The 26,263-nt window shown below is 67.3% G+C and carries 27 protein-coding genes; 6 read left to right on the top strand and 21 right to left on the bottom strand.

Annotated features, from left to right (window positions below):
* Positions 1-48 precede the first annotated feature (48 nt).
* Complete coding sequence (locus ASC95_RS17280; RefSeq protein ID WP_057298938.1) at positions 49-441, top strand: hypothetical protein; 393 nt, start codon at positions 49-51, stop codon at positions 439-441.
* Between the two features lie 7 nt (positions 442-448).
* On the opposite strand, the gene ASC95_RS17275 is transcribed toward ASC95_RS17280, so the two are convergent.
* From ASC95_RS17275 to ASC95_RS17265, 3 genes are read right to left on the bottom strand one after another with little or no spacing between them, the layout of a single operon-like run.
* On the bottom strand, positions 449-820 hold the full coding sequence (locus ASC95_RS17275; protein ID WP_057298937.1) for a GFA family protein: 372 nt from the start codon (positions 818-820) through the stop codon (positions 449-451).
* Positions 821-836: 16 nt separating this feature from the next.
* A complete protein-coding gene (locus ASC95_RS17270; RefSeq protein WP_057298936.1) occupies positions 837-1,373 on the bottom strand; it encodes a tetratricopeptide repeat protein in 537 nt (178 codons plus the stop codon).
* A gap of 39 nt (positions 1,374-1,412) precedes the next feature.
* Positions 1,413-1,970, bottom strand: a complete 558-nt coding sequence (locus tag ASC95_RS17265) for a carboxymuconolactone decarboxylase family protein (protein WP_057298935.1) — start codon at positions 1,968-1,970, stop codon at positions 1,413-1,415.
* A gap of 63 nt (positions 1,971-2,033) precedes the next feature.
* Here ASC95_RS17265 and ASC95_RS17260 point away from each other — a divergent pair, with 63 nt between their 5' ends.
* Entirely contained in the window at positions 2,034-2,387 is a 354-nt protein-coding gene (locus ASC95_RS17260; protein ID WP_057298934.1) for a helix-turn-helix domain-containing protein, read from the top strand.
* Here the strand turns inward: ASC95_RS17260 and ASC95_RS17255 are convergent.
* From ASC95_RS17255 to ASC95_RS17250, 3 genes are all read right to left on the bottom strand, one after another.
* Positions 2,384-3,562, bottom strand: a complete 1,179-nt coding sequence (locus ASC95_RS17255; RefSeq protein WP_057298933.1) for a response regulator — start codon at positions 3,560-3,562, stop codon at positions 2,384-2,386. The two genes, ASC95_RS17260 and ASC95_RS17255, sit on opposite strands and share 4 nt — an antisense overlap.
* Positions 3,563-3,684: 122 nt before the next feature.
* Positions 3,685-3,831, bottom strand: a complete 147-nt coding sequence (locus tag ASC95_RS30780; RefSeq protein ID WP_157256365.1) for a hypothetical protein — start codon at positions 3,829-3,831, stop codon at positions 3,685-3,687.
* A gap of 78 nt (positions 3,832-3,909) precedes the next feature.
* Positions 3,910-4,812: an AraC family transcriptional regulator gene (locus ASC95_RS17250; RefSeq protein ID WP_057298932.1), complete on the bottom strand. Its 903-nt coding sequence runs from the start codon at positions 4,810-4,812 to the stop codon at positions 3,910-3,912.
* A 102-nt stretch (positions 4,813-4,914) separates the two neighbouring features.
* Here ASC95_RS17250 and ASC95_RS17245 point away from each other — a divergent pair, with 102 nt between their 5' ends.
* Positions 4,915-5,823, top strand: a complete 909-nt coding sequence (locus ASC95_RS17245) for a DMT family transporter (RefSeq protein ID WP_057299067.1) — start codon at positions 4,915-4,917, stop codon at positions 5,821-5,823.
* Here the strand turns inward: ASC95_RS17245 and ASC95_RS17240 are convergent.
* The 13 genes from ASC95_RS17240 to ASC95_RS17180 all read right to left on the bottom strand — a co-directional run bounded on the left by ASC95_RS17240 (position 5,759) and on the right by ASC95_RS17180 (position 21,355).
* The gene (locus ASC95_RS17240) at positions 5,759-6,739 is read right to left on the bottom strand and encodes a branched-chain amino acid ABC transporter permease (protein WP_057298931.1); all 981 of its coding nucleotides are present in this window, start codon (positions 6,737-6,739) and stop codon (positions 5,759-5,761) included. The two genes, ASC95_RS17245 and ASC95_RS17240, sit on opposite strands and share 65 nt — an antisense overlap.
* On the bottom strand, positions 6,736-7,623 hold the full coding sequence (locus ASC95_RS17235; protein ID WP_057298930.1) for a branched-chain amino acid ABC transporter permease: 888 nt from the start codon (positions 7,621-7,623) through the stop codon (positions 6,736-6,738). The genes ASC95_RS17240 and ASC95_RS17235 overlap by 4 nt, the downstream gene beginning before the upstream one ends.
* Before the next feature lie 123 nt (positions 7,624-7,746).
* Complete coding sequence (locus ASC95_RS17230) at positions 7,747-8,943, bottom strand: ABC transporter substrate-binding protein (RefSeq protein WP_057298929.1); 1,197 nt, start codon at positions 8,941-8,943, stop codon at positions 7,747-7,749.
* Between the two features lie 24 nt (positions 8,944-8,967).
* Entirely contained in the window at positions 8,968-9,681 is a 714-nt protein-coding gene (locus ASC95_RS17225) for an ABC transporter ATP-binding protein (protein ID WP_057298928.1), read from the bottom strand.
* A 643-nt stretch (positions 9,682-10,324) separates the two neighbouring features.
* Positions 10,325-11,095, bottom strand: coding sequence for an ABC transporter ATP-binding protein (locus ASC95_RS17220; protein WP_057298927.1), 771 nt, complete (start codon positions 11,093-11,095; stop codon positions 10,325-10,327).
* Positions 11,096-11,155: 60 nt separating this feature from the next.
* Positions 11,156-11,998, bottom strand: a complete 843-nt coding sequence (locus ASC95_RS17215; RefSeq protein WP_057298926.1) for an alpha/beta fold hydrolase — start codon at positions 11,996-11,998, stop codon at positions 11,156-11,158.
* Positions 11,995-13,077: a branched-chain amino acid ABC transporter permease gene (locus tag ASC95_RS17210; protein WP_057298925.1), complete on the bottom strand. Its 1,083-nt coding sequence runs from the start codon at positions 13,075-13,077 to the stop codon at positions 11,995-11,997. Before ASC95_RS17210 ends, ASC95_RS17215 begins: the two co-directional genes overlap by 4 nt.
* A complete protein-coding gene (locus ASC95_RS17205) occupies positions 13,074-14,048 on the bottom strand; it encodes a branched-chain amino acid ABC transporter permease (protein WP_057298924.1) in 975 nt (324 codons plus the stop codon). The genes ASC95_RS17210 and ASC95_RS17205 overlap by 4 nt, the downstream gene beginning before the upstream one ends.
* Positions 14,049-14,651: 603 nt before the next feature.
* Positions 14,652-15,386: an ABC transporter ATP-binding protein gene (locus ASC95_RS17200; protein WP_057298923.1), complete on the bottom strand. Its 735-nt coding sequence runs from the start codon at positions 15,384-15,386 to the stop codon at positions 14,652-14,654.
* Complete coding sequence (locus ASC95_RS17195) at positions 15,383-16,126, bottom strand: ABC transporter ATP-binding protein (protein WP_057298922.1); 744 nt, start codon at positions 16,124-16,126, stop codon at positions 15,383-15,385. The genes ASC95_RS17200 and ASC95_RS17195 overlap by 4 nt, the downstream gene beginning before the upstream one ends.
* A 111-nt stretch (positions 16,127-16,237) precedes the next feature.
* Positions 16,238-17,437 (bottom strand): substrate-binding domain-containing protein, encoded by a 1,200-nt coding sequence (locus ASC95_RS17190; protein WP_057298921.1) that lies wholly within the window; start codon positions 17,435-17,437, stop codon positions 16,238-16,240.
* A 160-nt stretch (positions 17,438-17,597) separates the two neighbouring features.
* Positions 17,598-19,094 (bottom strand): sigma-54-dependent Fis family transcriptional regulator, encoded by a 1,497-nt coding sequence (locus tag ASC95_RS17185; protein ID WP_057298920.1) that lies wholly within the window; start codon positions 19,092-19,094, stop codon positions 17,598-17,600.
* A gap of 65 nt (positions 19,095-19,159) precedes the next feature.
* Entirely contained in the window at positions 19,160-21,355 is a 2,196-nt protein-coding gene (locus ASC95_RS17180) for a TonB-dependent receptor (protein ID WP_057298919.1), read from the bottom strand.
* Between the two features lie 259 nt (positions 21,356-21,614).
* Between ASC95_RS17180 and ASC95_RS17175 the strand changes: the two genes are divergently transcribed.
* The gene (locus tag ASC95_RS17175; protein ID WP_057298918.1) at positions 21,615-22,550 is read left to right on the top strand and encodes an MBL fold metallo-hydrolase; all 936 of its coding nucleotides are present in this window, start codon (positions 21,615-21,617) and stop codon (positions 22,548-22,550) included.
* Positions 22,551-22,760: 210 nt separating this feature from the next.
* Here ASC95_RS17175 and ASC95_RS17170 read toward each other — a convergent pair whose 3' ends face one another.
* Positions 22,761-23,909 (bottom strand): AI-2E family transporter, encoded by a 1,149-nt coding sequence (locus ASC95_RS17170; protein ID WP_057298917.1) that lies wholly within the window; start codon positions 23,907-23,909, stop codon positions 22,761-22,763.
* 124 nt (positions 23,910-24,033) lie between these two features.
* Between ASC95_RS17170 and ASC95_RS17165 the strand changes: the two genes are divergently transcribed.
* The gene (locus ASC95_RS17165; RefSeq protein WP_057298916.1) at positions 24,034-24,909 is read left to right on the top strand and encodes a YihY/virulence factor BrkB family protein; all 876 of its coding nucleotides are present in this window, start codon (positions 24,034-24,036) and stop codon (positions 24,907-24,909) included.
* On the opposite strand, the gene ASC95_RS17160 is transcribed toward ASC95_RS17165, so the two are convergent.
* The gene (locus ASC95_RS17160; RefSeq protein ID WP_057298915.1) at positions 24,875-25,396 is read right to left on the bottom strand and encodes a YgjV family protein; all 522 of its coding nucleotides are present in this window, start codon (positions 25,394-25,396) and stop codon (positions 24,875-24,877) included. The two genes, ASC95_RS17165 and ASC95_RS17160, sit on opposite strands and share 35 nt — an antisense overlap.
* Positions 25,397-25,625: 229 nt before the next feature.
* On the opposite strand from ASC95_RS17160, the gene ASC95_RS17155 reads away from it, so the two are divergent.
* The gene (locus ASC95_RS17155) at positions 25,626-26,258 is read left to right on the top strand and encodes a PEP-CTERM sorting domain-containing protein (RefSeq protein ID WP_057298914.1); all 633 of its coding nucleotides are present in this window, start codon (positions 25,626-25,628) and stop codon (positions 26,256-26,258) included.
* Positions 26,259-26,263: the final 5 nt, after the last annotated feature.

Below are 26,263 nucleotides of genomic sequence, written 5' to 3'. Positions count from 1 at the left end.
GCGCGGCGTCGCTAGCATCGGGCCCTCGATTCTCGAAGGAGAACGTCCATGATCCTGCGTCGATCCGATGTGGTCCGCCTCGCCGCCGCCGCACTGCTGGCGCCCTGGACGCTGCGTGCTGGCGCTGCCGACGAGCCGCGCCGCAAGCCCGATCTGGGCGATGCCGCCGAAGGCACGTACGAGGGCGACGTGATCTCGGACTCCAAGGGTTCGTCCAGGAGTGGCGTGACCGTGACGGTGACGCGCATTGGCAGGAACCTCGTGCGGGTCACGTCCGACTATCCGAGGCTGCCGGTGGTGGAGGTGCCGTTGACCCTGGCCATGGGCAAAATTCTGCAGGCACGCGGCGACAGCGTGTTCCTGCTGGACCGCGCGCAGTCGCCAGCCAAGCTGGACGTGAGCTTTTTGAACGAGGTGAGCTGGTCGGGCCTGCGGCGCTGACCTGTCATCAATCCAGGAACGTCCAGGTGTCGGCGCCATCAAATCGGCGCACCTGCACCGCTTCCAGCAGCCGCGGGTCGAAATTGTTCAGGTTCACGCCATGCCGGGCGCCGGCCTCGGGAACCAGCGGCTCCCAATGCGTCGAGCAGCCGCAATGCGCACAGCGCAAATTGCGCAGGGTCTTGTCACCCCAGACGTACTCGGCCGTGTGCTCGGGGTGGCCTTCAACCTTGACGGTGCCGAACTCGTAATAGGCCCACAGGCCGCCCAGGCGGCGGCAGATCGAGCAGTTGCATCGGGTCGCCTTCTCAGGGGCGAAGGGCAGCGTGAGGCGCACGGCGCCGCAGTGGCAGCTGCCCTGGAGCAGAGCTTCATTCATGGCGGGGTTCCTTGGCTCAATGGGATGGGCGGACAGCTTGCGCGCGCAACGCCGCCAGGCCGGACAGGGCGCTCTCGGTGGAGGCCTGTCGCGGGTCGTTCAACTGCTGGCGAATCGCGAGCGCTTCTTCGAACTTCAGCTGCGCCTGATCCAGATCGCCTTGCTCCACCAGGCTGCGGCCCCAGTGCTGCAGCACAAAGGATTGCAGCCGCAGCCAACCGCCGGCGCGTGACAGCGCCAGCGCTTTGGCGAAGGCCGGTTCCGCCTGGGCATGCTGGCCGTTGTATTGCAGCGCCGTGGCGTAGGCATTCCAGAACCCGCCGGACACCTCCGAGTTGGAGAACTGCTCGACGCGGTCCAATTGTTGCTGCAGCAGCGCCAGGGCTTCGGCCTCGCGGCGAGCCGTCGTCAGCAGACCTGCCAGGTCGCCCGTGTGATCGACAAGGCCCAGCTCGTCACCGACCTGCAATGCCTGCGCCAGCCTGGCCCGGTGCACGTCAATGCTGACTTCGAGCGCCGCGGCGTCGGGTGCGGTGAATCTTTGGAATTCCATGTCTGCGTCGGAGTTGTCCCTGCGGCCCGACGATAGCCGTTAGCGGTAATGATCGAAACCCGGCCTTGCCAAGGCGGCCAGCATCGCCACGCCGGTGTAGTGGCCGACGAGCTGCGTGATCTCGATCAGCGCGGGCTCGTCGAAGTGGCGGCGTAGCGCGGCCCAGGTCGCGTCGTCGACGTCCAGATGCTGGACGAGACCGTCGACCAGCTGGAGCACGGCCGCCAGCTCGGGCGTCCACAGCGCTGCATCGGGCTTGGCCTTGCGCAGGTCGGCGATCTGCGCATCGCCCAGGCCCATGCGCCGCGAGATCGTCTGCTCGTGCAGGTTGAACTCGTAGTCGCAGGCTGCCATGGCGCAGGTGCGCAGGATGATGGTCTCGCGCAGCATGGGCGCCAGGCGCTTGCGGTCGGCCAGGCCGGTGGGGCCGAGCAAGCCGGTGTCCACCATCTCCTTGAACAGCTCGCCGTGGCGCGCCACGGTCAGGAAGATCTGCGGCGGCTGCATGCCAGCCGGCAGCAGGCGGTTCATGCGCTCGGCCAGGTCGGACGGCAGCGGCAGGGTTTGCGGGGCAATGCGGGGTGTGTGCGTGCTCATGCTTCGAAATTAGAAGCGTTGTGGTGGGTGAACTCTAGCCGAGCTTGCTTCTAAAATCAAAGCATGACGACAAAACGCCTCGCAAAGCTGACCACGACGGACACGCCCGCCTCCGGCAAGGACGCGATCAATGCCGCGCTGGAACTCTTTCACCGCCGCTGGACGCTGCGCATCCTGTGGGAGCTGCGGGGTGAGGATGCGAGCCTGACCTTCCGCGCCCTGCAGGTCGCCTGCGGCGACCTGTCGGCTTCGGTGCTGAACCAGCGGCTGACGGAGCTGCGCCAGGCCCTGCTCGTCGAACATGACGCGGGCAGTGGCTATCGGCTGGCGCCGCAGGGGCGCTCACTGCTGGTGGCCATCGAGCCGCTGCTGCAATGGGCGCCGCGATGGGCGCGCGAGTTGCAAAAGGCTGCTTAGGCGGGGACTCGCACTGCGAGCCGGGCTTTCTCGATGGCGGCGATCAGCGCCTCTTCCGAATAGGGCTTGCCCAGCAGCTGGGTCACTCCAGCAGCGGCGGCCTCGGCCTGCTTGTCGTCGGAGGACGTGATCATGACGACGGGCAGTTCGGCCGTCACGGCGGCGGCGCGCACCTGGCGGGTCAGCTCGAAGCCGTCGATGCCGGGCATTTCGACGTCGGTGATCAAGAGGTGCGGACGCTCGGCGGCCATCAGCTCCAGCGCCTGCTCGCCGCTCTCAGCCAGCGCGACGCGATAGCTCTGGCCGGCCAGCAGGCGGCTGATCTTGACGCGCACGATCTTGGAGTCGTCGGCGACGAGAACGAGGGTCTCGTCGGCGCGCAGCTCACGGGTGGGCTGCGCCGCCGCGGCCGCAGCAGCAGCTGCAGCGGTGGCACGTTCAGCGGCTTCGCGCGCGATCTGTTCGTCCGCCAGGCGTCGGGCGGCAGCCGCGCGCTCGGCCTCGGCCTGCTTGGCGGCCAGCCTGAGGGCTTCTGCTTCTCGAGCGGCGCGCTCGTCCTCCAGGCGCTGCAGCTCGGCAGCCTCGCGGGCGGCCTGTTCGCGGGCCTGGCGTTCGGCCTCGGCTTCTTGTTGGGCCTTCAGGTCGGCCAGGCGGCGTGCCTCGGCTTCGCGGGCGGCGGCTTCCTGGGCGAGGCGCTCAGCCTCGGCACGTTCCTGCGCCACGCGTTCGGCTTCGGCCGCTTCGGCGGCCTCGCGGGCGGCCCGCTCGTCGGCTTCGCGCCGCTCGGCCTCGGCACGTTGTTCTGCCAGGCGCTGGGCCTCGGCGGCCTCGCGGGCTGCCTGCGCCTGGGCCTCAAAGCGAAGGGTTTCCTCGTGCTCGACGCGCGCCCGCTCGGCCTCCAGCTGTTCTTCCTCGGCGCGCTGCTGACCCAGGCGTTGGGACAGGGCAGCCTCGATCTCGCGCAGGGCCCCATCGTCGGCCTGCTGGCGGGCGGATTCGGCGGGCACGCGCTGGGCGCGAGTCGCATATTCGGCCTGCGCCAGCATGAGGCGCTCGGCCTCGCGGCGCTGGGCGTCGGCACGGGCCTTTTGTTGCCGGCGTCGGCCGAGCCACAGCAGGAACAGCACGACGGCAACCGCCACGGCGGCCAGGGGCCAGGTCAACAGCTCGTTCATCTTCGGGGGAAGTGCGCTACTTCAAAGTCGCACATCATCGGGCCAGTGAGTGTCCGCTTCGCGAACTGGCCTTTCGAGGAAGGCCCAGGTGGCGCCGTTTGTCACGCCGGGGCGGCTGGAATTCAGCGCTGGGGCGGTGGCAACAGGCTGGCAGTGTGGGTTGCGCTACCCGGCGCGTCGTCCTCACCGGGCACGAAAAGCGTCAGGACGCACGCCAGCACCGACACCACGAGCGTGGCGGTGAACTTGAAGCGGGCTGACGTGGCCATGGACTGAATGGTGAGCCATGTCGCCGCGGCGCGCTCCCCCTAACTCGCCAGTGAATGCTGACGGCGTACTGGCAGCAGTCAGCGCAGGCCCATGGTGCGCCGGTACTGGCCCGGCGTGGCGCCCAGGCCCGCCTTGACGTGGCGACTCAGATGGCTGGAGCCGGCATAGCCGCAGGCGGCGGCGACATCGGCCAGGGGCAGGGTGGTGTCGCACAGCAGGGTGCGGGCACGGTCCAGGCGGCGGGCAGCGACCCAGGCGTGCACCGTGCAACCCATGGAAGTGCGGAACATGCGCGCGAAATGGAATTCCGACAGGTGAGCCTGGGCGGCCAGCCGGGGCAGGCTCAGCTCGGCGCTGTCCAGGTGGGCATCAACGAAATCCAGCACCCGACGCCGCGCCGCGCCGGACAAGCCGCCCAGCGAGCGTTCGGCCCGCTCACGCAGCCGCGGCTGGGCGGCCCGCAGCACGAGATGGTCCAGCGCGGCCTGGCTCAGCACATCGATGCGCAGGCGCTCGACGGGGTCCTGCCAGTCGCACATCGCAACGCCCTGGGCCCAGGCGGCAAGCGTGGCGTCTTCGCCAAAGATGCGCTGCTCCAGCGTGATGGCGCGGGGTTCGGCGTCCAGCAGGCGCACGATGCGGTCGGCCCAGGCACCCTCGGACAGGTAGAGATGCACGAAGCGCAGCGGCCCGGCCACGTTCCAGCGCGACTCGTGCTCGGCCGGCAGGATGCAGTGGCAGCCGGGCGAACCGGTCTCGCCGGGCGTCTCGATGAGGTGCGTGTCGTGCCCGCCCTGCAGGTAGACGGACAACGTGTGGTGGCCGGGCCGCTGGTAGTCCATGCGCCCGCCGTCGTTGCACCACTGCACCAGGCGCAGGCTGTCGGGGAGTGCCAGCTCGCGCTCCCGGCGCGCGCTGGAGCGGCCCAGCACGTCGAAGACGGGCTGGTCGGCCGTGGCACCGGCGGTCAGGTCAAGCATGCAGCGATGCTAGGTGCTAAGCCCTTCCCCATGCCGGCCTGAGGCCGACGATGCGCAGGAATATGCAATCGCACGGCCGCCCGCGGCGCCACGATGGCGGGCATGAATGCCTTCCTCTACCTGCTCGTCGTGCTGATCTGGGGTACGACCTGGATTGCCCTGAAGTGGCAACTGGGCCCCGTGCCGATTGCGCTGTCCATCGCATACCGCTTCGGCCTCGCGGCCCTGGTGCTGTTCGCCTGGCTGGCCTGGCGGCGCCAGCTCGTCGTGCCGCGTGGGCGGGCGCTCACTTGGATGCTCGCCCAGGGACTGTGTCTGTTCTGCCTGAACTTCGTCTGTTTCCTGAACGCCAGCCAGACGCTGGCCAGCGGGCTCGTCGCCGTGGTGTTCTCCAGCGCGGCGCTGTGGAATGCGCTGCTGGCCCGTCTCATCCATGGCCGCGCCGTCGCGCCGCAGGTCCTGGCGGGTGGCGCGCTGGGCCTGACCGGGCTGGTGTTGTTGTTCTGGCCCGAAATCAGCGGTGGCCACGCGAGCCCGGCCGGCCTGGCCTGGGCGCTGGGTGGCACGCTGTGCTTTTCGACCGGCAATCTGCTGTCGGCCGCGCTGCAGCAGCAGGGCCTCAAGCCGGTGCAGACCAATGCCTGGGGCATGGCGGTGGGCACGGCGATCCTGACGGGCTATGCGCTGCTGGCCGGCCTGCCTTTCACGTTCGACGCGAGCACCCGCTATGTCGGCGCCCTGCTGTATCTCGCCATCCCCGGGTCGGTCATCGGCTTCACAGCCTATCTGACGCTGGTCGGGCGGCTCGGCCCCGAGCGGGCGGCCTACAGCACGGTGCTGTTCCCCGTCGTGGCGCTGAATGTGTCGGCCTGGGTGGAGGGCTACCGCTGGACGGCGCCAGCCCTGGTGGGCCTGGCACTGGTGATGGCGGGCAATGTGCTGGTGTTCAGGAAGAAGGCTTCGGCTTGCGCTCCAGCAACGCCATCGCCTCACCCACCAGCCCGCGCCTGAACGCCAGCACGCAGACGATGAAGATCAGCCCGGTGACCAGGCTGACCGATTCGCCCAGGCTGTTGAACCAGGCCACGCCGGTCAGCTCGCCCAGCCAATTGCCGAAGTCGCCGATCTTGTTCTCCAGCGCGATGATGACCAGCGCGCCCACCATGGGGCCGACCAGCGTGCCCATGCCGCCCACCAGCGTCATCAGGATGACGAGGCCCGACGTGGTCCAGATCGCATCGGTCAGCGTGGCGAAGCCCAGTACCAGCGTTTTGGTGGAGCCGGCCAGACCGGCCAGCGCCGCCGACAGCACGAAGGCCAGCAGCTTGAAGTGGCCGGTGTCATAGCCCAGGGAGGTGGCGCGTGCCTCGTTCTCGCGGATCGAGGTCAGCACCTGGCCGAACGGCGAGTGCACGATGCGGTAGATCAGCCAGAAGGCGGCGATGAAGATGCCCAGCACGACGTAGAACAGCACCAGGTCGTTCTCCAGGTGCAGGCCCAGGAAGCTGCCGCGCGGCACCGACTGCAGGCCGTCTTCCCCGCCGGTGAAGGGCGCCTGCAGGAAGAAGAAGTACAGCATCTGCGCCAGCGCCAGCGTGATCATCGAGAAGTAGATGCCCGAGCGGCGGATGGCCAGCAGGCCGAACAGCAGGCCCACGGCGGCCGCGCCGCCCACGCCGACGAGGATGCCCACCGGCGTCGGCAGGCCCCAGACCTTGAGTGCATGGCCGGTCACATAGGCGGCCGTGCCGAGGAAGGCCGCATGGCCGAAAGACAGCAGGCCGGTGAAGCCCACCAGCAGGTTGAAGGCGCAGGCGAAGAGGGCGTAGCACAGCACCTTCATCACGAAGACGGGGTAGACGCCGAGCAGCGGCAGCAGCGCGATGCCGATGAAAAGCGCGGCATAGCCGATGAGCTTCTTGTTCATTTCTCTTTGCCGAACAGGCCGGCCGGTCGGACGAGCAGCACGATGGCCATGACGACGAACACGACCGTGTTGGACGCCTCGGGGTAGATCACCTTGGTCAGCCCTTCGACGATGCCGAGACCCAGGCCGGTCAGGATGGAGCCGAGGATGGAGCCCATGCCGCCGATCACCACCACGGCGAACACCACGATGATGAGGTTGGTGCCCATCAGCGCCGACACCTGCAGGATGGGCGCGGCCAGCACGCCGGCAAAGGCCGCCAGCGCCACGCCGCCGGCATAGGTCAGCGTGACCATGGCCGGGACGTTGATGCCGAAGGCCTGAACGAGCTTGGGGTTCTCGGTGCCGGCGCGCAGCTTGGCGCCCAGCGAGGTCTTCTCGATCAGCGCCCAGACCGCGAAGCAGACGATGAGCGAGGCGACGACGACCCAGGCCCGGTAGTTGGGCAGGATCATGAAGCCGAGGTTGGTGGCGCCCTGCAGCGCCTCGGGCACCTGGTAGGGCTGGCCCGAGACGCCGTAGACCGAGCGGAACACGCCCTCGATGACGAGGGTGATGCCGAAGGTCAGCAGCAGGCCGTAGAGGTGGTCCAGCTTGTAGAGCCACTGCAGCATCGTGCGCTCGATGACGATGCCGATGAGGCCGACCGCGAGCGGCGCGAGACCGAGCATGAGCCAGTAGTTCAGGCCCAGGTATTCCAGCCCCATCCAGGCGAAGAAGGCCCCCATCATGTACAGCGCCCCGTGGGCGAAGTTGATGATGTTGAGCATGCCGAAGATGACCGCCAGGCCCAGCGACAGCATCGCGTAGAACGAGCCGTTGACCAGGCCGAGCAGCAGCTGGCCCAGGAGGGCCGGCAGCGGGATTCCAAACAACTCGGTCATGAGGCGTCAGTTTCAAAGGCAACCACAGAGGCACAGAGACACGGAGGAAATACAAAAGAGTCAAAGGCCGTTCTCTGTGCCTCTGTGTCTCTGTGGTTGCATTTCCTCATGCCAGTCAGCCGATCACTTCTTGACGAGCGGGCACTTGGAATCGGCCAGCTTTGTGAACGCCTCTTCGCCGGGGATGCGCGTCACGACCTTGTAGTAGTCCCAGGGCTCGGTCGATTCCTTCACCGACTTCACCTGCATCAGGAACATGTCGTGGATGCCGCGGCCGTCTTCCTTGCGGATGGTGCCCTTGGTGTAGAAGTCGTTGATCGGCGTGTCCTTCATCTTGGCCATGACCTTGTCGGCGTCGTCGGTCTTGGTGGCGTCGACGGCCTTCAGGTAGTGGGTCACGGCCGAATAGTCCGCAGCCTGAAGCGACGAGGGCATGCGCTTCATCTTGTCGAAGAAGCGGCGGCTCCAGGCACGCGCCTCGGGGCTCTGGTTCCAGTACCAGGAGTCGGTCAGGTACATGCCTTCGGTGGTCTTCAGGCCCAGGGAGTGCACATCGTTGATGAACATCAGCAGGCCGGCGAGCTTCATGGTCTTGGTGATACCGAACTCGTTGGCGGCCTTGATGGTGTTGATCGTGTCGCCGCCCGCGTTGGCCAGGCCGAGGATCTGCGCGCCCGAGCCCTGCGCCTGCAGCAGGAAGCTGGAGAAGTCACTCGCGTTCAGCGGGTGCTTGACGCTGCCTTTGACCGTGCCGCCGCTCTTTTGCACAACCGCCGTGGTGTCGGCCTGCAGCGCCGCACCGAAGGCGTAGTCAGCGGTCAGGAAGTACCAGCTCTTGCCACCGGCCTTGGTCACAGCGCCGCCGGTGCCGTTGGCCAGGGCCACGGTGTCGTAGGCGTAGTGGATGGTGTAGGGCGTGCAATTGGCATTGGTCAGCGCGGAGCTGCCGGCGCCGATGGAGATGAACGGCTTCTTCTTTTCGGCCGCGACGGTCGCGATGGCGAGGTTGACGCCGGAGTTGGTGCCGCCCACCAGCAGGTCCAGGCCTTGGGTGTCCATCCATTCGCGCGCCTTGGCCGAGGCGACGTCGGCCTTGTTCTGGTGGTCGGCAAAGATCAGCTCGACCTTCTTGCCAGCCGTCATGCCCTTGAGGTCGGCGATGGCCATCTTGATGGCCTCGACACCGCCGGCGCCGTCGATGTCGGCATAGACGCTGGACATGTCGGTCAGGAAGCCGATCCTGATGACGTCACCGGAGATCTGGGCCTGGGCAGCAAAACCGCAGGTGGCGAGAGCGGTGGCGATGAGAGTCTTCTTCATGGTTGTCTCCAGTGTGTTGTCGGGTTAGACGCTGAGCAGCTCGTCCATCTTGGCCTGGTGGGCCGGCAGGTCGGCGGCGGGGAAGGACAGCACGACTTCGCCGTGCTCGATGACGATGAAATGGTCGGCCAGCGGCGCGGCGAAGCGAAAGTTCTGCTCCACCATGACGATGGTGAAGCCCTGGGCTTTCAGCGCCTTGATCATGCGCGCCAGGGCCTGAACGATGACGGGGGCCAGGCCTTCGGAGATCTCGTCCAGCAACAGGATGTCGGCGCCGGTGCGCAGGATGCGCGCCACGGCCAGCATCTGCTGCTCGCCGCCGGACAGCCGCGTGCCGGGGCTGCTGCGCCGCTCCGCGAGGTTGGGGAACATCGCGTAGATCTCGGTCTCGCTCATGACCTTGCCGCGCCGGCTCTTGAGCAGCGGCGGCAGGCGCAGGTTCTCTTCGGTCGTCAGGCTGGCGAAGATGCCGCGCTCCTCGGGGCAGTAGCCGATGCCGAGGTTGGCGATGCGGTGGGTGGAGAGGTTGATGGTCTCTTCACCATGGACCTTGATGGAGCCTTTTCGTGCGCCCGTCAAACCCATGATGGCGCGCAGCGTGGTGGTGCGGCCGGCGCCGTTGCGGCCGAGCAGGGTGATGACCTGGCCGGGCTGCACGCTGAGGTTGATGCCGTGCAGGATGTGGCTTTCGCCGTACCAGGCGTGGAGGTTGGTGATTTCGAGGGCTGGGGTGGCCATGGGTTTTGTTGGCTTGCTCAGCGGAGCCAGCTGCTCATCGGGAGATTGCCGGGAGTCCCGCCCGGCGGCGGGGTAACTTTCTTCTGCGGGGCCAGAAGAAAGTCACCAAAGAAGAGGCCCTGAACCGCACGCGAGTACCACGCCGCCGACAACGGCGCGCGAAAACGCTCAGCTTCATTTCGGGCAGACGCGACCCGCTGCGCTCTCGCTGCTGTCCCTGTGACGAGCACCAGCCATCGCACCACCTCCCCGCTTAACGCCGGCTGCACGCCGGGCTCATCAGGAATTGCTGCGTCGCTGGGGCGACGGCACCGGAAGTGCTGCTCGGCCGCGCCGCCCGAGCGGCGCTGCATTGGGCTGTTTTGGTGAGCACGGCGTGCAGCCGCGCGTCGGACGGGCATGTGTGGCGAGGGAGCGCGTTCGTCACAAGTCAGACGCGAGAGCGCAGCGGTTCGCTTCGTCGAGCCGTCCCCGACGAATGTTTTCGCGCGCCGCTCATGGCGGCGTCGCGGTCGTGTGCGGTTCAGGGCCTCTTCTTTGGTGACTTTCTTCTGGCCCCGCAGAAGAAAGTTACCCCGCCGCCGGGCGGGACTCCCGGCACGACACCGGCCACCAAGCAGAAGCACCGAGCGGGCAACCATCGTCAATGCGCCCCCACCAACTCAGTCGCCTCGGTGCCCATGTACGCCTCCAACACCGCCGGATCCTTGGACACCGTCGCGTAGTCGCCTTCCGCCAAGACAGCACCACGAGCCAACACTGTGATGCGATCCGCGATGCTGGCCACCACCTTCATGTTGTGCTCCACCATCAGCACCGTGCGCCCTTCGGCCACGCGCTTGATCAAGGCCGTCACGCGGTCCACGTCCTCATGCCCCATGCCCTGGGTCGGCTCATCCAGCAGCATCAGCTGCGGCTCCATCGCCATCGTGGTCGCAATCTCCAAAGCCCGCTTGCGGCCATAGGGCAGATCCGCAGCCTTCAACTGGGCCATGTCGCGCAGGTCGACCAGCTCCAGCAGCGACAACACTTTGGCGTCCAAGGTCTTCAGTCCCGTCAACCCCTTCCAGAAATGGAAGCTCGTGCCGGTGAAGCGCTGCAGGCCGATACGCACGTTCTCCAGCACCGTCAGGTGCGGGAAGACGGCGGAGATCTGGAAGGACCGGATGACGCCGCGGCGTGCGATTTGGGCCGAGCTCTCGCCGGTGATGTCGGTGCCGGCGAAGACGATGCGCCCGCGTGTCGGCGTCAGGAACTTGGTCAGCAGGTTGAAGCAGGTGGTCTTGCCCGCGCCGTTGGGTCCGAGCAGCGCGTGGATGTGGCCGCGCTGCACTTGCAGGTTCACCGAGTCCACGGCGGTGAAGCCCTTGAACTCCTTGGTCAGGTCCTGGGTCTCGAGGATGTATTCGCTCATGGACGTCTGGGTTGGCTGCGCGACTCTAGGCCTTCAAGCCTGACGCTGGCTTACGGGCATTCACGGGGTTTGCCCGGCGGCGAGGAAGCGCTCGATGAGCCCGATCTGCTCGGGCGTGTTGAGCGCCGGGGCATGGCCGCAGCCGGGAATGAGCGCCACGGCCGCGCGCGGGCCGCGCTCGCGCATGGCTTGCGCGGTCTCGGCGGTCAGCAAGGTCGAGTCCTCGCCGCGCAGGCACAGCACGGGCAGGTCGAGCTCGTCCCAGGCGCTCCACAACGCGTAGTCGTCGGGGTGATGCTCGAACTGCTGCACCAGCGCCGGGTCGTAATGGGGCGTCACGCGGCCGTCGGGCAGGCGGCGCAGCGAGGTTTCCGTGAGGTGGCGCCACTGCGAATCGGACAGATGACCGAAGCTGGCGTAGATCTCGCGGAAATAGGCTTCCAGTTCGCTGACCGTCACGAAGCTTGGCGGTTGGCCGGCATAGCTCTGGATGCGTGCCAGCGCCGTGGCGGCCAGCTCAGGCCCGTTGTCGTTCAGCACCAGGCGGCGGATGCGGTTGCGCAGGCGCGTGGCGGCACCGAGCGTGCCGATGGCGCCGCCCATGGAGGTGCCGACCCAATGAACCTTGTCCAGGCCCAGTTGGTCCAGCAGCGCTTCGGCTTGTTCGACATAGAACTCCAGGCAGTACTCGCGCGCCGGGTCGATCGCCCATTGCGACAGGCCGCGGCCGGGCGTGTCCGGGCAAACGACGTGCCAGCGTGCGCTGAGCGCCGCCGCGAATTCGTCGAAGTCCCGGCTGTTGCGTGCGAGCCCGTGCCAGGCGATGACCGGCGGTGCGGCCGGGTCGCCCCACTCGGTGACATGGATCTCGCGACCCAGGCAGTTGACATAGCGCGATCTCATTTTTTCGCTCTCCCGCGCGTCCATGCGCCCAGCCGCAGCCGCCCGACGATGCCGCCCGGGAAGTGGTAGACCGCCAGCACGAAAAGCAGGCCCAGCCACAGCAGCCAGCGGTCGGGCGAGACCAGGGTGCTCAACACGGGCACGCCATCGACGAGCGAGCCTGCCGCCTTGAGCAGCGCCTGCAGGTAGTTCTGCGCGACGATGAAGAGCACGCTGCCGATGACCGCGCCATAGACCGTGCCCATGCCACCGATGACGACGATGAGCAGCAGGTCCAGCATGATCTCCATGCTCATGGCCGTTTCCGGGCCGGTGTAGCGCAGCCACAAGGCCAGCAAGGCGCCGCCGCAGCAGGCCAGCAGGGCCGCGACGATGTTGGCGCCGGTGCGATAGATGACGGTGCGGTAGCCGATGGCCTCGGCGCGGAACTCGTTTTCGCGGATGGCCTGCAGCACGCGGCCGAACGGCGAGTTGACGATGCGCAGCAGCAGCGCGATCAACAGCGTCACCGCGACAAAGAGCAGGTAGTAGGTCAGCAGCCGGCCGTCGAGCATGACGCCGAGGACAGGCTCTTCCATGAACTCCGTCGAGGGCCGCAGCGCGGCAGGCAGCTGGAAGTTCAGCCCGTCCTCGCCGCCGGTGAATTCGGAGAGCTGCGAAGCCAGCGTCATGAAGGCCGAAGCCACGGCGAGCGTGATCATCGCGAAGAAGATCGCCTTCACGCGCAGGCTGGCCAGGCCCATGGCCAGCGCCAGCACGGCACTGAGTGCGAGGGCGGCGATGAAGCCGATGCCCAGAGATGTCCAGTCCGACCCCAGCCGCGTCGACGCGATGGCGATGCCGTAGGCGCCGATGCCGACGAACATCGTGTGCGCGAAGCTGACGATGCCGGTGTAGCCAAGCAGCAGGTCATAGCTGGCGACGAGCAGGATGAAGACCAGGATCTTGGCCGCGACGTTCAGCGCCTGGGTGCCCGGGAAGATGAAGGGCGCGCCGAGCAGGCCGACGAAGCAGGCGACCAGCAGCGCGCCGAGGATGCGGCTGCGCGGCAGGTCATGCGAAAGCAGCGCGCGGATCATTTGGCGCCCACCGGGTAGAGGCCTTGCGGGCGCCACAGCAGGATGGCGACCATCAGCCCGATGTTGGAGAACAGCGCGGCCTTGGGTGCGATGAAGCCGGCGTAGTTGGCCACCAGACCGACCAGCAGCGCACCGATGAGGCAGCCGACGGTCGAGCCGAGGCCGCCAATGATGATGACGATGAAGAGCAGCAGGTTCACCTGCGCGCCGATCTGCGGCGTGACGCCTTGCTGCACAAGGCCCCACAGCACGCCGCCCAGCCCGGCCAGCGCGGCGCCGGCGACGAACACACCGACGAAGAGGCGCCGCACGCGGTAGCCCAACGCCTCGACCATCTCGCGGTCCTGCACGCCGGCGCGGATGAGCAGGCCGATCTTGGTGCGGTTCAGCACGAGCAGCAGGCCGACCAGCACGACCAGGCCGATGACCATGGACAGCACGCGGAACTTCTCGACCGCGACATCGCCAAAAAGGAAGATGCCGCGCAGTGCATCGGGCAGCGGCAGCGGGATCAGTTGCGCGCCCCAGGTGGCCTTGATCAGCTCCTCGCCGATGATCATGCCGCCCATGGTGATGAGGATCTGCTTGAGGTGCTGGCCGTAGACGGGGCGCACGAGCACGCGCTCGAAGACGACACCTACGGCGGCGGCGACGGCCATGCCGGCTGTGCAGGCGGCTGCCAGGGCGGCGAGATTGGTGGCGGCGTCGGGGGAGGTGGCCCAGGGGGCGAGGGCTGCCAGCACCGTGGTGGCCGTGAATGCGCCGAGGGCGATGAAGACGCCGTGGCCGAAATTGAGGACGTCCATCAGGCCGAAGACCAGCGTCAGGCCGGAGGCGATGACGAAGATGATCAAGCCCATGGCGATGCCGGCCAGCGTCAGGTTGAGCCAGGTGCTGGGGCTGCCGGTGAGGGGCAGGGCTAGAAGCATGATTGCTGCCAGCAGTGCGAGGGGGCGGGGGTCGAGTTTCATGGGCTCGCTACTCGCGTGGGTTGCTTTGGCGGAGCATGTGCTTCCCGGGAGTCCGTCCCGGCGGCCGGGTAACTTTCTTCTGCGGGGCCAGAAGAAAGTCACCAAAGAAGAGGCCCTGAACCGCACACGATCGCGGCGCCGCGAGGAGCGGCGCGCGAAAACAGCCGCTGGCATTTCGACAAGAAGCGAACCGCTGCGCTCTCGCGTCTGACTTGTCACGAGCAGCATCCATCGCACCATCAGCCCGTCCGACGCGCGGCTGCACGCCGTGCTCACGAGCAAAACCGAATGCAGCGTCGCTCGGGCGACGCGGCCGTTTGGCATTTCCTGATGAGCGCGGCGTGCAGCCGGCGTTAACCGGCGTGAAGGGGCGATGGATGGTTCTCTTCACAGGGACAGCAGCGAGAGCGCAGCGGGTCGCTTGGGGGCGTACTCCAGTCCGAGCAACGCGAACGCATGCCGCTGCTCGAGTGCGGATTGCGTTGAGCGCTCCTCTTTTGGTGACTTTTCTCTGGCGCGTCAGAGAAAAGTTACCCGCCCTGCCGGGGCGGGCTCCCGGCTCACTGCAACGAGTCGAGAGGCTCTTCGCAAGAGCGACCCAGATCATTGATGCGCTCCCAACGACAACCCCAGCAACCGCTGCTGCAGCGCCGCGTCCTCGATCAACTCTCGCATCGCCCCGCGATGCACGATCCTTCCGTCATCCATCACCGCGACCGAATCGCCCAGCTCAGCCGCCACCCGAAAGTTCTGCTCCACCAGCAGCACCGTCGCCTGCGACGTCTTCTTCAACTCCCGCAGCGCCGTGATGAGGTTCTGCACGATGGCCGGCGCCAGGCCCTTGCTGGGTTCGTCGATGACCAACAGCTCCCGCGGTTCGATCATGGCGCGCGCGATGGCGAGCATCTGCTTCTGCCCACCCGACAACTTGCCCGCCGGGTGCTGCCAGAACGTCTTCAACGCAGGGAACAAACCGAACAGCCAATCCAGCCGCTGCGCATCCAGATCCGCCAACCGTTTGGCCGAGCGGGCGGCCAGCAGCAGGTTCTCCGCCACGCTGAGCTCGCCGAAGATGCCCATGGTCTCGGGCACATAGGCAATGCCGCGCGAGGCGATGTCAGGCGTGGCCAGCTTCGTGATCTCTTCGCCCTTGAACCACACCGAGCCGCTGCTGGCCGTCCACAGGCCCATCAGCGTGCGCAAGGTGCTCGTCTTGCCCGCGCCATTGCGGCCCAGCAGCATGGTCACCTGGCCAGCGGGCACTTCGAGGTCGACGCCATGCAGGATGTGATACGCCCCGACGTGGGTGTGGACGCCCTTCAGTTCGAGCAAGTTCATGCCGCAACCCCCAGGTAGGCCTCTTGCACGATAGGCGACGCGATCACCGTCGCCGGGTCGCCGTCGGCCACCAGCTTGCCCTGGTGCAAGACGATGATGCGGTCGGCCAGCTCGCGCACGACGTCCATCTTGTGTTCCACCAGCAGCAGCGTGTGCTTCTTCTCCGCCTTCAGCGCGCGGATCAGGTCCAGCACGACGGGCACCTCGTCCACGCTCATGCCAGCGGTCGGCTCGTCGAACAGGTAGACCTTGGGATCCAGCGCGATCAGCATGGCCACCTCGAGCTTGCGCTGGTCGCCATGCGGCAGGCTGGCCGCGAAGTCATCGGCACGCGAACCCAGGCGCACGCGGTCGAGGATGGCGCGGGCCTCGTCGATCAGCTCCTTGTGAGACAGCCACACCGACAGCATGCGCAGCCCCTTGCCGCGCCGTGCCTGCACCGCCAGCCGCACGTTCTCCAGCACGGTCAGGTGCGCGAACAGCTGTGTCAGCTGGAAGGCCCGCCCCAGGCCACGGCGCGTGCGCACCGGCGCCGGCAGCCTGGTCAGGTTCTCACCGTCCAGCCACACCTCGCCGCTGCTCGCGGGCAGCTGGCCCGAGATCAGGTTGAAGTAGGTCGTCTTGCCGGCACCGTTGGGTCCGACGATGGCCGTCAGCGTGCCGGGCTGGAAGGCGCACGACACGCCAGCGACGGCCACATGGCCACCGAAGCGGATCGTCAGATTCTTGGTTTCGAGCATGGACTGGGAAGGAAATGCAACCACGGAGGCACAGAGGTACGGAGAACTGCCGACACGGAGCGCTTCCTCTGTGTCTCCGTGCCTCTGTGGTTGCCTTTTGACTTGGCGGTCTTAGCGCTTGTTCCTGATCGGAACCTGCATCTCTTCGGGTTTGATCTCTCGCACCAACTCCGGCACGCCCCACGGGAAGGCCGGGTCCACCTTGATGCGGAAGTGATACATCGACTGCATCGCCTGGTGGTCTTCGGCGCGGAAGGTCATCTTGCCCTTGGGCGTCTCGAAGCTCATGCCTTCCATGGTCTTTATGAGCTTGTTGGTCGTGGTGTCGCCGCCGATCTTCTTCAGCGCTTCCACCAGCGCAATCGCCGCGCTCATGCCGCCGGCCGTGAAGAAATCGGGCGGCTGCTTGAACTGCTTGTAGTGGTTGGCCACCAGCCATTCGTTGACCGGGTTCTTCGGGATGCCGAAGTAGTAGTAGGTCGCGCCTTCCATGCCCGGAAACTGCTTGTAGGCCGTCATGGCCGGCAGGATGTTGCCGCCGCTGCCCACGCCGATGCCGTAGCGCTTTTGCAGGTCCAGCGCGGCCAGCGCGCCGAAGGGCGGCGTGGCGCCTGCCCACACGACGGCAATGACCTTGGGGCCCTGCTTGTCCTTGAGTGCGTCCACCAGGCGCTGGATGCCCGCGGTGAAGTCCGTCGTCGCCGTGGGCAGGTATTCCTCGTGGACGATCCTGGCCTTCTTCAGCGCTTCCTTGTAGGCCTTCACGGCATCGCGGCCGAAGGCGTAGTCTTGGGCCAGGATGCCGATGTTCAAGCCGGCAATGTCGGAAGCGACGGCGTTGCCGATGGCGTCCTGCGACGAGTTGCGGCCAGTGCGGAAGATGTACTTGTTCCACTTGTCGCCGGTGATGGAGTCGGCCACGGCCGGCTCCACCAGCAGGATCTTCTTGTACTCCTCGGCCACCGGCAGCATGGCCAGCGCCACGCCGCTGGACGACGGCCCGACGGCGATGTCGGCCTTGTCGTCGCCATAGGCCGCGGCCAGCAGGCTCTTGCCCACGTCGGGCTTGCCCTGGTCGTCCTTCTCGATGACGACGAGCTTCTTGCCCGCCACCGTCATGGTGCCGCCGGTGGCGTAGTCCAGGCCCATCATGAAGCCGGTCTGCGTCTGCTTGCCGTAGGCCTCCAGCGGGCCGGTCTTGCTGTAGACGTGGGCGATGCGGATCTCGTTGCCGGCAGCCAGGGCGAGGCCGGGCAGGGCGACCGCGACGGTGGCGGCGGCGATGGCAAAGCGGCGCGTGGTGAGGCGCATGGGGCTTGTCTCCTGAAGTTCGTCAGGCCTGCCCTGTCGGCAGACGGTGTCTTCCCTTTTTGCAAGGGCCGTGCCCGGCGGGGAAGGGTCGCCGGCGGCAGAATTCGTTCGGGTTGTCCCGAGGTTTTTGGCCGTTAGGGACGGGCGGAGTGTCCGAAATTCAGGCGTTGTCCGAAAGCTGGACTTCCAGGTCCGGCCAGCGCGCCAGTCTTTCGTACAGCGAGGCCCGGGAAATCTGCAGCAGCCGCGCTGCCGCCATGCGGTTGCCGCCGGTCGCCTGCAGCGCGCGGGCGATGGCGTCGCGTTCCAGGGCCTCGATCAGCTCGGGCAAGGGGGCGACGGCGTGGGCCGTGGTCATGGCGGGGGCCGCCGGTTTGGGTGCGGGTGCGGGAGCGGCCGGCAAGGCCGGACCGCCCTGGAAATGCGCTGCGGTGAGCTGCATGTCGTCGCTCATCAGGCTCACCTGCTCCAGCGTGTTCCTCAGCTCGCGGATATTGCCGGGCCAGGCCTGCTGCATCAGCCATTCGATGGCGTCGGGGCTCAAGAGCTTCTGCGGCATGCCGCTGCGGCGGGCAATGTCTTCGCCGAGGGCCTCGGCCAGGGCCTCGATGTCGTCCAGCCGCTCGCGCAGGGCCGGCACGCGGATGGGCAGCACGTTGAGGCGGTAGTACAGGTCGGCGCGGAACTGGCCGGCGGCGACCATGGCGGCGAGATCGCGGCTGGTCGCGGCGATGACGCGGACATCCACGCGCAGCACCGTGTTGCTGCCCAGCGGCTCCACCTCCTGCTCCTGCAGCACGCGCAACAGCTTGCTCTGCAAGGCCAGCGGCATGTCGCCGATCTCATCCAGGAACAGCGTGCCGCCATCCGCCAGCTTGAACTTGCCGTCGCGGCCCTTGCGGTCCGCGCCGGTATAGGCGCCGGGTGCGACGCCGAAGAACTCGGCTTCCAGCAGCGTGTCCGGCACCGCGGCGATGTTGACGCTGACCAGCGGCCGGTGGGCGCGGCGCGATGCGGCGTGGATGGCGTGGGCCATCAGCTCCTTGCCGGTGCCGGTCTCGCCGAGCAGCAGCACGGTGGAGTCGGTCTGCGCCACGCGACGCGCCTGGCGCTTGACCTCCAGCGCCGCGGGGCTGGCGCCGATGAAGCTGGCGATCGTGTACTTGGGCCGGCGCTGCGCGGCGAGCTGGCGCCGCGTGTCCTCCAGCTCCTGCTGCAGCCGCGCGAATTTCTGGATCAGCGGCTGCATCGTCGTCTCGGGGTGGTCCAGCAGGACCAGGCCCAAGGCGCCGATGACCTCGCCCGCGTCATTGCGCAGCGGCAGGCGGCTGACGAGGAAGGTGCCCGCCTTGTTGGTCAACAGGTCCACCAGCACCGGCTTGCCCGTGTCGAGCACCTGCAGCATCTGCGTGTTGGGCACCACGTCCTCGACCGGGCGGCCGACGAACTCGTGCTCGTCGTTGAAGCCCAGCGCCGGTAGGAAGCGCTTGTAGCCCTCGCTGATCCAGACGACGCGGTGGTTGCGGTCGATGACCATCATCCCTTCGGTCGACCGCGCCAGCACGTCGAACATCGACTGCGCGGCCAGACGCAGCAGCCCGTCGACATCCTGCGGGATGCCGGCGGACGCGGGTGTCTGGTTTTTGGACAGGGGCATGACCGGCGCAATGTACCGCGCCGGCCCCGCCCCCTCGGCGAGGCCGAGACCGCTCAGTCGCACGCTTAGAACTTGAACGTGCCGCCGACAGTGAAGGTGCGGGGTGCGCCGTAGTAGGCGTTCAGCACGCCGAGGGCCGCGATGTTGTAGCCGTCGGTCTTGTAGGCCTTGTTGGTCAGGTTGCTGCCCTGCAGGAAGAAACTCAGCTTGGCGTCCTTCTCCCAGATCAGGCCGGCGTTCACCAGCGTGTAGGCGTCCTGGGCGAGCGACTCGGACAGGTCGGTCGTCGGGTAGACCTTGCTGCGATGAGTGACACCCAGGCGCGAGCGCAGCGTTCCCATGGCCAGCCTGGCGTTGTGCTCCAGGTTCAGGCTGGCCTGGTACTTCGGCGTGTTGGTGAACTTCTTCTGGGCGGCCACGTTGACGCCGCGGTCGAAGTACTCGTCGTACTTGGCGTCCAGCGTGGCCAGGTTGCCGCTGATGCGCCAGGATGTCGTCGGCATCCACAGGAACTCGACCTCGGCGCCCTGCACCGTCGCCTTGCCGGCGTTGGTGAAGTCGCCGAAGAAGCCGGGCTGGCCATTGGGCTGGGTGTAGCTGGTGAACACCGACAGCTGCACGTTCTTGTACTTGTTGTGGAACAGCGCCGTGTTCAGCTCCAGCCGGCCGCCGTCCAGGATCATCTTGGCGCCCAGTTCCAGCGAGTCGAGCTTCTCGTCGGCGAAGGGCCGGCCCGAGGATGGGAAGGCCACGGTGTTGGCGCGGATGTTGTAGCCGCCGCTCTTGAAGCCGCGCGAGGCCGTCGTGTAGAGCTTGATTTCCTTGCTGGCCTTGTACTCGAGCGACAGGCGCGGCGAGGTGTTGCTGACCGACAGGCTCTTGTCAAAATTGGCCGGCACGGCGATGGGGTTGCCGCTGAACTGGTCGTTGGCGAAGGCCTGGTTCAGCACGACGGCGCGCTTCTTCTCCTGGGTGTAGCGCAGGCCGGTGCTGACGCTGAAGGCCGGGCTCAGGCGCCAGCTCCAGTCGCCGAAGACGGCCTTGCCCTGGGTGTAGACCAGGCCGTTGGTGGTGCCGAAGCTCAGGTTGAAGAAGTTGTTTCGCACCGTTCCGCCGGCGCGGCCGTCGAAGTAATAGACACCGAGCACGCCCGAGCTGCTGGCGCCTTCGTAGACGGCCTGCAGCTCATGGCTCTGCGAGCTGTCGTGGTATTCGGCGCGCACGTCGGCGATCTTGTTGGGCAGGCCGTCGAAGTCGATGGAGGTGTTGGTGTCCGAGGCGCGGTGGGCGAGGATGTACTTCAGGCTCCAGGCCTCGCTGACGCCCCAGTTCAGCGTCAGGGATTCGCCCTCGCTGCTGGTGCGGTTGGCATTGGGCATGCCGGTGGCGATGTCGTAGCGGCCGGTGGTCGGCGGCGTCTTGGCGGGGTCGAAGGCGTTGACGTTCAGGCGCTGGAAGCCGCGCATGTGCGAGTCGTCGTTGGTGCGGTCCACCGACACCTGGGCGTTGAAGCTGGAGCCGGTCGGGAACCAGCCCATGGATACGCGGCCGCTGGTCGTGGCCTGGTCGCTCACGGGGCTGCCGTCGGTCAGGTTCTTGCCGTAGCCCTCGCGGTTCAGGCTGGCGCCGGCGACGCGAAAACGGAACTGGCCGTCGTTGACCGCCGTGCCCACGCCGCCCTTGGCCGTCACCTGGCCGTAGTTGCCCACCGCCAGCGTCACCGAGCCTTCGGTCGCCGTCGGCAGCGGCTTGGACACGTACTTCACGGCGCCGCCGATGGTGTTCTTGCCGTACAGCGTGCCCTGCGGGCCGCGCAGCACTTCCACGCGCTGCACGTCGTACACATCCAGCAGCGCGCCCTGCGGCCGGGCGATGTAGACGTCGTCGAAATAGATGCCCACGCCCGGGTCCACGCCCCACAGCGGGTCGGCCTGGCCGACGCCGCGGATGAAGGTCGTGAGCGTCGTGTTGCTGCCGCGCGCGGCGTAGATGGTCAGGTTGGGCACCTGGCCCTGCAGGTCGCCGAGGTCCTTGATGGCCAGCTTGTCGAGCTGGTCGGCCGTCAGCGCCGTGACGGCGACCGGCACGTCCTGCAGCGACTCCTCGCGCTTGCGCGCCGTGACCTTGACGACGTCCAGCGTCGTCACCGTGGGCTCGGCGGCGGCGACGGTCTGCGCGGCGGCGGGCAGGGCGATCGTGGCGCCCAGCGTGGCGAGGATGGCGAATTGCAGGCGCGAGCGTGCCGGGTGGCGAGAGGTCATGGCTTGTCTCCTGGTTGTTGTGTTCGGAACCAGGAGCGGGAGCGCAAAAGCCATGCCCGCGCCAAGTCGGGGCGAACTACCTGCAAACCCTTGCGGGTTCACCCGCGTTTTCGGTGTCCACTGCGGTGGCACTGTCCGGAATCCAGCCATTCGCCGCGCGGCGCCGTGTCCAGACGGCAGACAACACCCTGGGGGCTGCAAGGCTGAGACGGCGCCGCTATCCTGCGCGCCGCTTCCCCTCAACCCCCGGAGACTCAAGATGCTCAACCGCCTGCTTTCCGCCGCCCTCGCCCTGGGTGTCAGTGCCACGGCCTTCGCCGCCGGCCCGCAGCTCAAGGGACAGGCGCCGGGCTGGTATCGCCTGCAGCTCGGCGATTTCGAGGTCACGGCCTTGTCCGACGGCACGCTGGACCTGCCGGTCGACAAGCTGCTGCAGCAGCCCGCGCCCAACACGGTCAAGGCCCTGCAGCATGCCTACCTCGGCGTGCCGCTGGAGACATCCTTCAACGCCTACCTGATCAACACTGGAGCCAAGATCGTCCTCGTCGATACCGGCGCCGCTGGCCTGTACGGCCCGACGTTGGGCCGTGTACTGGCCAATCTCAAGGCTGCGGGCTATGCGCCTGAGCAGGTCGACGAAGTGGTCATCACGCACATGCACGGCGACCACATCGGCGGCACTGCCATCGACGGCAAGGCCAGCTTCCCGAACGCGACGCTGCGCGTGGACAAGCGCGACGCCGACTTCTGGTTGTCGGCCGAGCAGGTGGCCAAGGGCGACGGCGCCAAGGCCATCGCCGCCAACGTGAAGGCCTATGCCGACGTGGGCCGCTTCAAGCCCTTCGAAGGCAGCGCCGCGGGTGTCGAGATCGTGCCCGGCGTGAAAGCCTTCCCGGCCTATGGCCACACGCCCGGCCACAGCAACTACGTCGCCGAGAGCAAGGGCCAGAAGATCATGTTCTGGGGCGACCTGATGCACGTGGCGGCCGTGCAGTTCCCCGAGCCGGCCGTGACGATGAGCTTCGACTCCGACCCCAAGGCCGCCGCGCCTGCCCGTGAAAAGGCTTATGCCGCCGCAGCCAAGGAGGGCTACTACGTGGCCGTGACGCATGTGTCCTTCCCCGGCATCGGCAAGCTGCGCGCCGACGGCAAGGGCTATGACTGGCTGCCGGTGAATTACTCGGCAAATCGTTAGAGCCTCTCGTCCTAGGGCTACCTTGGCCGGCCTTTGCAGGCCGCGCTGCGGCTTGGGCCGCAGCCCTTCGGCAGGCACAGCGCGCCCACTGGGCGCACTGTGTCCGGCCTCAGCTCCCGAGGAGACGGGGATGCTTGCCGGATTAACCGGCAAGCACATCGCCAGAGCGGGCCGGCTTGGGAGGGCCCGGCGCTCGGCCCGAAAACTGAGCTATGCGCCCAGCAATTCGCCGACGGGCTGCAGCCCGTCCACCCGGTCGCACACCGCCTTGACGCTGGCCAGGATGGGTACGCCCAGCAGCAGCCCCCACAGGCCCCAGAGCCAGCCGAAAGCCAGCACGCCGATGAACACGACCACCGCGTTCATGCGGCTGCTGCGGCTACTCAAGTACGGCATCAGCAGGTTGCCCGACAGCGTGTGCACGCCCAGCGCGATGCCTGACACGAGCAGGGCCATGTCGGCGCTGCCGAACTGCATGAAGCTCATCAGGCCCGCACTGGTGGTCAGCACCGCGGCGCCGATGTAGGGAATGAAGTCGCCCACGAAGGCCACCACGCCCCAGACCGCGGCGTGCTCCACGCCCACGGCCATGAAGGCCAGCCAGATCGTCACGCCCACCACGGCGCTGGTGAACAGCTGCACCAGCAGATAGCGCTGGATCTGGTCGCCGATCTCGTCCAGGGTCTGCACCGTCAGCCGGCGCTTGGCGAAGGTGGGCCCGGCCAGGTGCGCCAGCTTGCGCCTGAAGCTGTCGCCCGCCGCCAGCAGGAAGAAGGCGACAAACACCACCACCATGACCTGGCCCAGCGAGGCCAGCAGACCCACCGTGCCGCTCCACAGATAGTCATGCAGGTTGAAGCGCGGCTTCTCGACGATGACGCGGGTGACGCCGCGTGGCGTCACGGCGGGAACGCCGCTGGCCTCGGCCGCCTGCTCCAGCTGCAGAGCCGCCTTCTGCACCTGGGCCAAGGCCCCATCTCCCGCCCCCGGGCGCTTGGCGGCCATGACGGTCTTCACCTTCTCGGCAGCAGCCGGCAGCGATTCCAGCAACCTGCTGGCGTCGTCGGACAACGCATAGGCCGTCCAGCCCACGCTACTTACCAGCGCCGACAGCACCAGGCCGGCGGCCAGCGTGCGAGGCAGGCGCCAGCGCTCCATGCGGCAGACGAGCGGCTCCAGCGCATAGCTGAGCATCAGGCCCAGCAGCACCGGCACGACGAGCGCGACCGCTGCGTGCAGCGCGAACAGCACAGCCACCACGGACAGCACCGCCAGCGACACGCTGCGCACGTCGACCGGCATGTGCAGGCGCAGCGGCTGGTTGCCCAGCGAGGAGGGGTCGGGAGGAAGGGCGTGCATGACCTAGCGTAGCGCCTGGGCATGCGCCTTGCCGAACGGCTTTCACGCGTCGCGGCGGCCTCCGACAGGGGCGAGTTACGTCCGCTGACAAGCCCGGCAGGTGGCTGTGACGGACCCTGCTTCCATGCGTTTTCTCGCCCGCCAGTTCGCCCGCCAGACTGCCCGCTTGCTCCATAACCCCTGGGGCTTCGCCTGGCAGACGCTGAAGGCCTTCCGCGCCAACCAGGGCCTGCTGCTGGCCGGGGCTGTGGCCTATTACGCGCTGCTTTCCATCGTGCCGCTCCTCATCCTGAGCGTCATCGCGCTGTCGCACTGGATCGATCAGGCGCGGTTGCTGCAGACCGTGGGCCGCTACCTGGAATGGCTGGTGCCGGGGCAGTCGGCCGCCGTGGTGGCCGAGCTGGCGCGCTTCCTGGCGCACCGGGACGTGATGGGCTGGGTGCTGCTCATCAGCATGCTCTTCTTCAGCTCGCTGGCCTTCTCCGTCCTGGAAAGCGCCATGCAGGGCATCTTTCATCATCGGCGCAAGCTCAAGAAGCGGCATTTCCTGATCTCGGCACTGATTCCCTATCTCTACATCCTGTCCCTGAGCGTCGGGCTGCTGCTGGTGACGCTGGTGGCCGGCAGTTTCCAGGCGCTGGGGCAGCGCGAGGTCGAGTTCCTCGGCTACTCGTGGTCGCTGCACGGCGTGTCAGGCGTGATGCTCTACGTGCTCGGCTTTGCCGGCGAGGTGTTCGTGCTGGCCTCGGTCTACATGGTGATGCCCGGCGGGCGGCCCTCGCTGCCGCTGGCCCTCATCGGTGCGCTGGCGGCTGCCCTGCTGTGGGAACTGTCGCGTCATGTGCTGGTCTGGTACTTCGGCACGCTGTCGCAGATCGGCACCGTCTATGGCTCGTTGACGACGGCCATCGCCGTGCTGCTGAGCCTGGAGATCGGCGCCACGCTGCTGCTGATCGGCGCCCAGGTCATTGCGGAGTTCGAGCGGCTGGGCGAGCCTTGAGCATGCGCGCGATCGTCCCCAGGTTGATCACGGCGATGACCACCTCCAGCGCCGTGCCGCCGATGGAGCCGACGATCAGGTTGTTGGCGATCCACAGCGCCGTGCCGCACATCATCAGCAGCCGCATGGGCACGCCCTGCAGCGTGAACAGGGCGATGGTGCCCAGGCACGAGGCGCCCAGCGGCAGCCAGTCGCCGGGCTTTTGCGCAATGGTCAGCCCGAAGCCGACATTGGCCGCCACCACGCCCACCGCGACCCATTTCGAGCGCGTGTAAAGGGACAGCAGCGAGCGCAGCATGGACAGCGACGAGCTCGCCACCGCCGTCGGGTTGCCCAGCAGCGCGAAGTGGGCGATGTAGGCGATGCACTCGCCCGTCATGAACCACTTGAAGCGGCGGTCGTCCGTCTGCAGGAAGCAGGCGACGCCGAGCACGAAGGCGAGATAACCCAGCAATTGGGCGGGCGAAAACCAGAAAGTCGTGAACATGCGGGCGGACGCCGCCCCCCTTGAACTAGGGAGGGATCTGGGCGAAGCCCGGATTGTCCCGCCGACGCCAGGAACGCCGGATTTCGCGCGCCGCCCGGCCGCATTCCCGCCGGTTATGCCGCCCGCTCGAATTGGCAGCGCATGGCCGGACTAACCCGCTGGTCGCTGCGCAGTGGTTTTGCAGACCATGCGACCCGCCCTCAGTTCATGCGACGCCGTCGCCCCGCCCATGACCAAGAAGACACTGCTTGCCGGCCTGGCAATAACTGGTTTGCTGATCGGTGCAACGGCCCGCGCCGAGTTGCAGCCGCGTGCCAACGGCGCCATGGTCTACGACACGCAGACCAACCTGACCTGGCTGGCCGATGCCGCCATTGGCGGACTGCGCACGCAGGCCGATGCGCAGCAATGGGCGGCTTCCTTGAGCTTTGGCGGCTTCGATGACTGGCGCCTGCCGGTGGTGGCGCCGGTCAATGGCAGCGCGCTGCGGCTGGACTATTCAGAGGACGGCTCCACCGACATCGGCATCAACAACAGCGGTGCAAACAGCGAGCTGGGCCACCTCTTCTACGCCAGCCTGGGCAACACGGCGGCCGGGCTCACGCACACCGGCTCGTTCAGCGGCCTCGTCGATCCGAACAACCCGGTCGGGCCGGTGTTCTGGACGGGTACGGCCTCCGAATCTGGCTGGGCCTTGAGCTTCTTCATGGGCATGGGCCTGCAGGACCAGCTCGCCACCGACACCCTGGCCCAGGCCTGGGCCGTGCGCGTGGGCGACGTGGCCGCGGTGCCGGAGCCCGGCAGCGTTGCGCTGATGCTGGCCGGCCTGCTGGCCATCGCGGCGCGCCGCCGTCAAAGCTGAGGAGG

Source organism: Pelomonas sp. Root1217 (genome assembly GCF_001425705.1).
In the GTDB taxonomy this organism is placed as follows: Bacteria; Pseudomonadota; Gammaproteobacteria; order Burkholderiales; family Burkholderiaceae_C; genus Pelomonas.
The sequence above is the reverse complement of the archived record's forward strand: the minus strand, read 5'-3'. Positions and strand labels throughout refer to the sequence as shown.

Coding starts and splice junctions, on each gene's coding strand:
- ASC95_RS30780 (WP_157256365.1), bottom strand. CDS start 3,831: ATGGCCACGTCAGCCCGCTTCAAGTTCACCGCCACGCTCGTGGTGTCG.
- ASC95_RS17220 (WP_057298927.1), bottom strand. CDS start 11,095: ATGAGCGAATACATCCTCGAGACCCAGGACCTGACCAAGGAGTTCAAG.
- ASC95_RS17185 (WP_057298920.1), bottom strand. CDS start 19,094: ATGCCCCTGTCCAAAAACCAGACACCCGCGTCCGCCGGCATCCCGCAG.
- ASC95_RS17215 (WP_057298926.1), bottom strand. CDS start 11,998: ATGAGATCGCGCTATGTCAACTGCCTGGGTCGCGAGATCCATGTCACC.
- ASC95_RS17240 (WP_057298931.1), bottom strand. CDS start 6,739: ATGAACAAGAAGCTCATCGGCTATGCCGCGCTTTTCATCGGCATCGCG.
- ASC95_RS17270 (WP_057298936.1), bottom strand. CDS start 1,373: ATGGAATTCCAAAGATTCACCGCACCCGACGCCGCGGCGCTCGAAGTC.
- ASC95_RS17195 (WP_057298922.1), bottom strand. CDS start 16,126: ATGCTCGAAACCAAGAATCTGACGATCCGCTTCGGTGGCCATGTGGCC.
- ASC95_RS17245 (WP_057299067.1), top strand. CDS start 4,915: ATGAATGCCTTCCTCTACCTGCTCGTCGTGCTGATCTGGGGTACGACC.
- ASC95_RS17275 (WP_057298937.1), bottom strand. CDS start 820: ATGAATGAAGCTCTGCTCCAGGGCAGCTGCCACTGCGGCGCCGTGCGC.
- ASC95_RS17260 (WP_057298934.1), top strand. CDS start 2,034: ATGACGACAAAACGCCTCGCAAAGCTGACCACGACGGACACGCCCGCC.
- ASC95_RS17180 (WP_057298919.1), bottom strand. CDS start 21,355: ATGACCTCTCGCCACCCGGCACGCTCGCGCCTGCAATTCGCCATCCTC.
- ASC95_RS17280 (WP_057298938.1), top strand. CDS start 49: ATGATCCTGCGTCGATCCGATGTGGTCCGCCTCGCCGCCGCCGCACTG.
- ASC95_RS17190 (WP_057298921.1), bottom strand. CDS start 17,437: ATGCGCCTCACCACGCGCCGCTTTGCCATCGCCGCCGCCACCGTCGCG.
- ASC95_RS17205 (WP_057298924.1), bottom strand. CDS start 14,048: ATGAAACTCGACCCCCGCCCCCTCGCACTGCTGGCAGCAATCATGCTT.
- ASC95_RS17210 (WP_057298925.1), bottom strand. CDS start 13,077: ATGATCCGCGCGCTGCTTTCGCATGACCTGCCGCGCAGCCGCATCCTC.
- ASC95_RS17255 (WP_057298933.1), bottom strand. CDS start 3,562: ATGAACGAGCTGTTGACCTGGCCCCTGGCCGCCGTGGCGGTTGCCGTC.
- ASC95_RS17155 (WP_057298914.1), top strand. CDS start 25,626: ATGACCAAGAAGACACTGCTTGCCGGCCTGGCAATAACTGGTTTGCTG.
- ASC95_RS17175 (WP_057298918.1), top strand. CDS start 21,615: ATGCTCAACCGCCTGCTTTCCGCCGCCCTCGCCCTGGGTGTCAGTGCC.
- ASC95_RS17160 (WP_057298915.1), bottom strand. CDS start 25,396: ATGTTCACGACTTTCTGGTTTTCGCCCGCCCAATTGCTGGGTTATCTC.
- ASC95_RS17265 (WP_057298935.1), bottom strand. CDS start 1,970: ATGAGCACGCACACACCCCGCATTGCCCCGCAAACCCTGCCGCTGCCG.
- ASC95_RS17235 (WP_057298930.1), bottom strand. CDS start 7,623: ATGACCGAGTTGTTTGGAATCCCGCTGCCGGCCCTCCTGGGCCAGCTG.
- ASC95_RS17250 (WP_057298932.1), bottom strand. CDS start 4,812: ATGCTTGACCTGACCGCCGGTGCCACGGCCGACCAGCCCGTCTTCGAC.
- ASC95_RS17165 (WP_057298916.1), top strand. CDS start 24,034: ATGCGTTTTCTCGCCCGCCAGTTCGCCCGCCAGACTGCCCGCTTGCTC.
- ASC95_RS17225 (WP_057298928.1), bottom strand. CDS start 9,681: ATGGCCACCCCAGCCCTCGAAATCACCAACCTCCACGCCTGGTACGGC.
- ASC95_RS17230 (WP_057298929.1), bottom strand. CDS start 8,943: ATGAAGAAGACTCTCATCGCCACCGCTCTCGCCACCTGCGGTTTTGCT.
- ASC95_RS17170 (WP_057298917.1), bottom strand. CDS start 23,909: ATGCACGCCCTTCCTCCCGACCCCTCCTCGCTGGGCAACCAGCCGCTG.
- ASC95_RS17200 (WP_057298923.1), bottom strand. CDS start 15,386: ATGAACTTGCTCGAACTGAAGGGCGTCCACACCCACGTCGGGGCGTAT.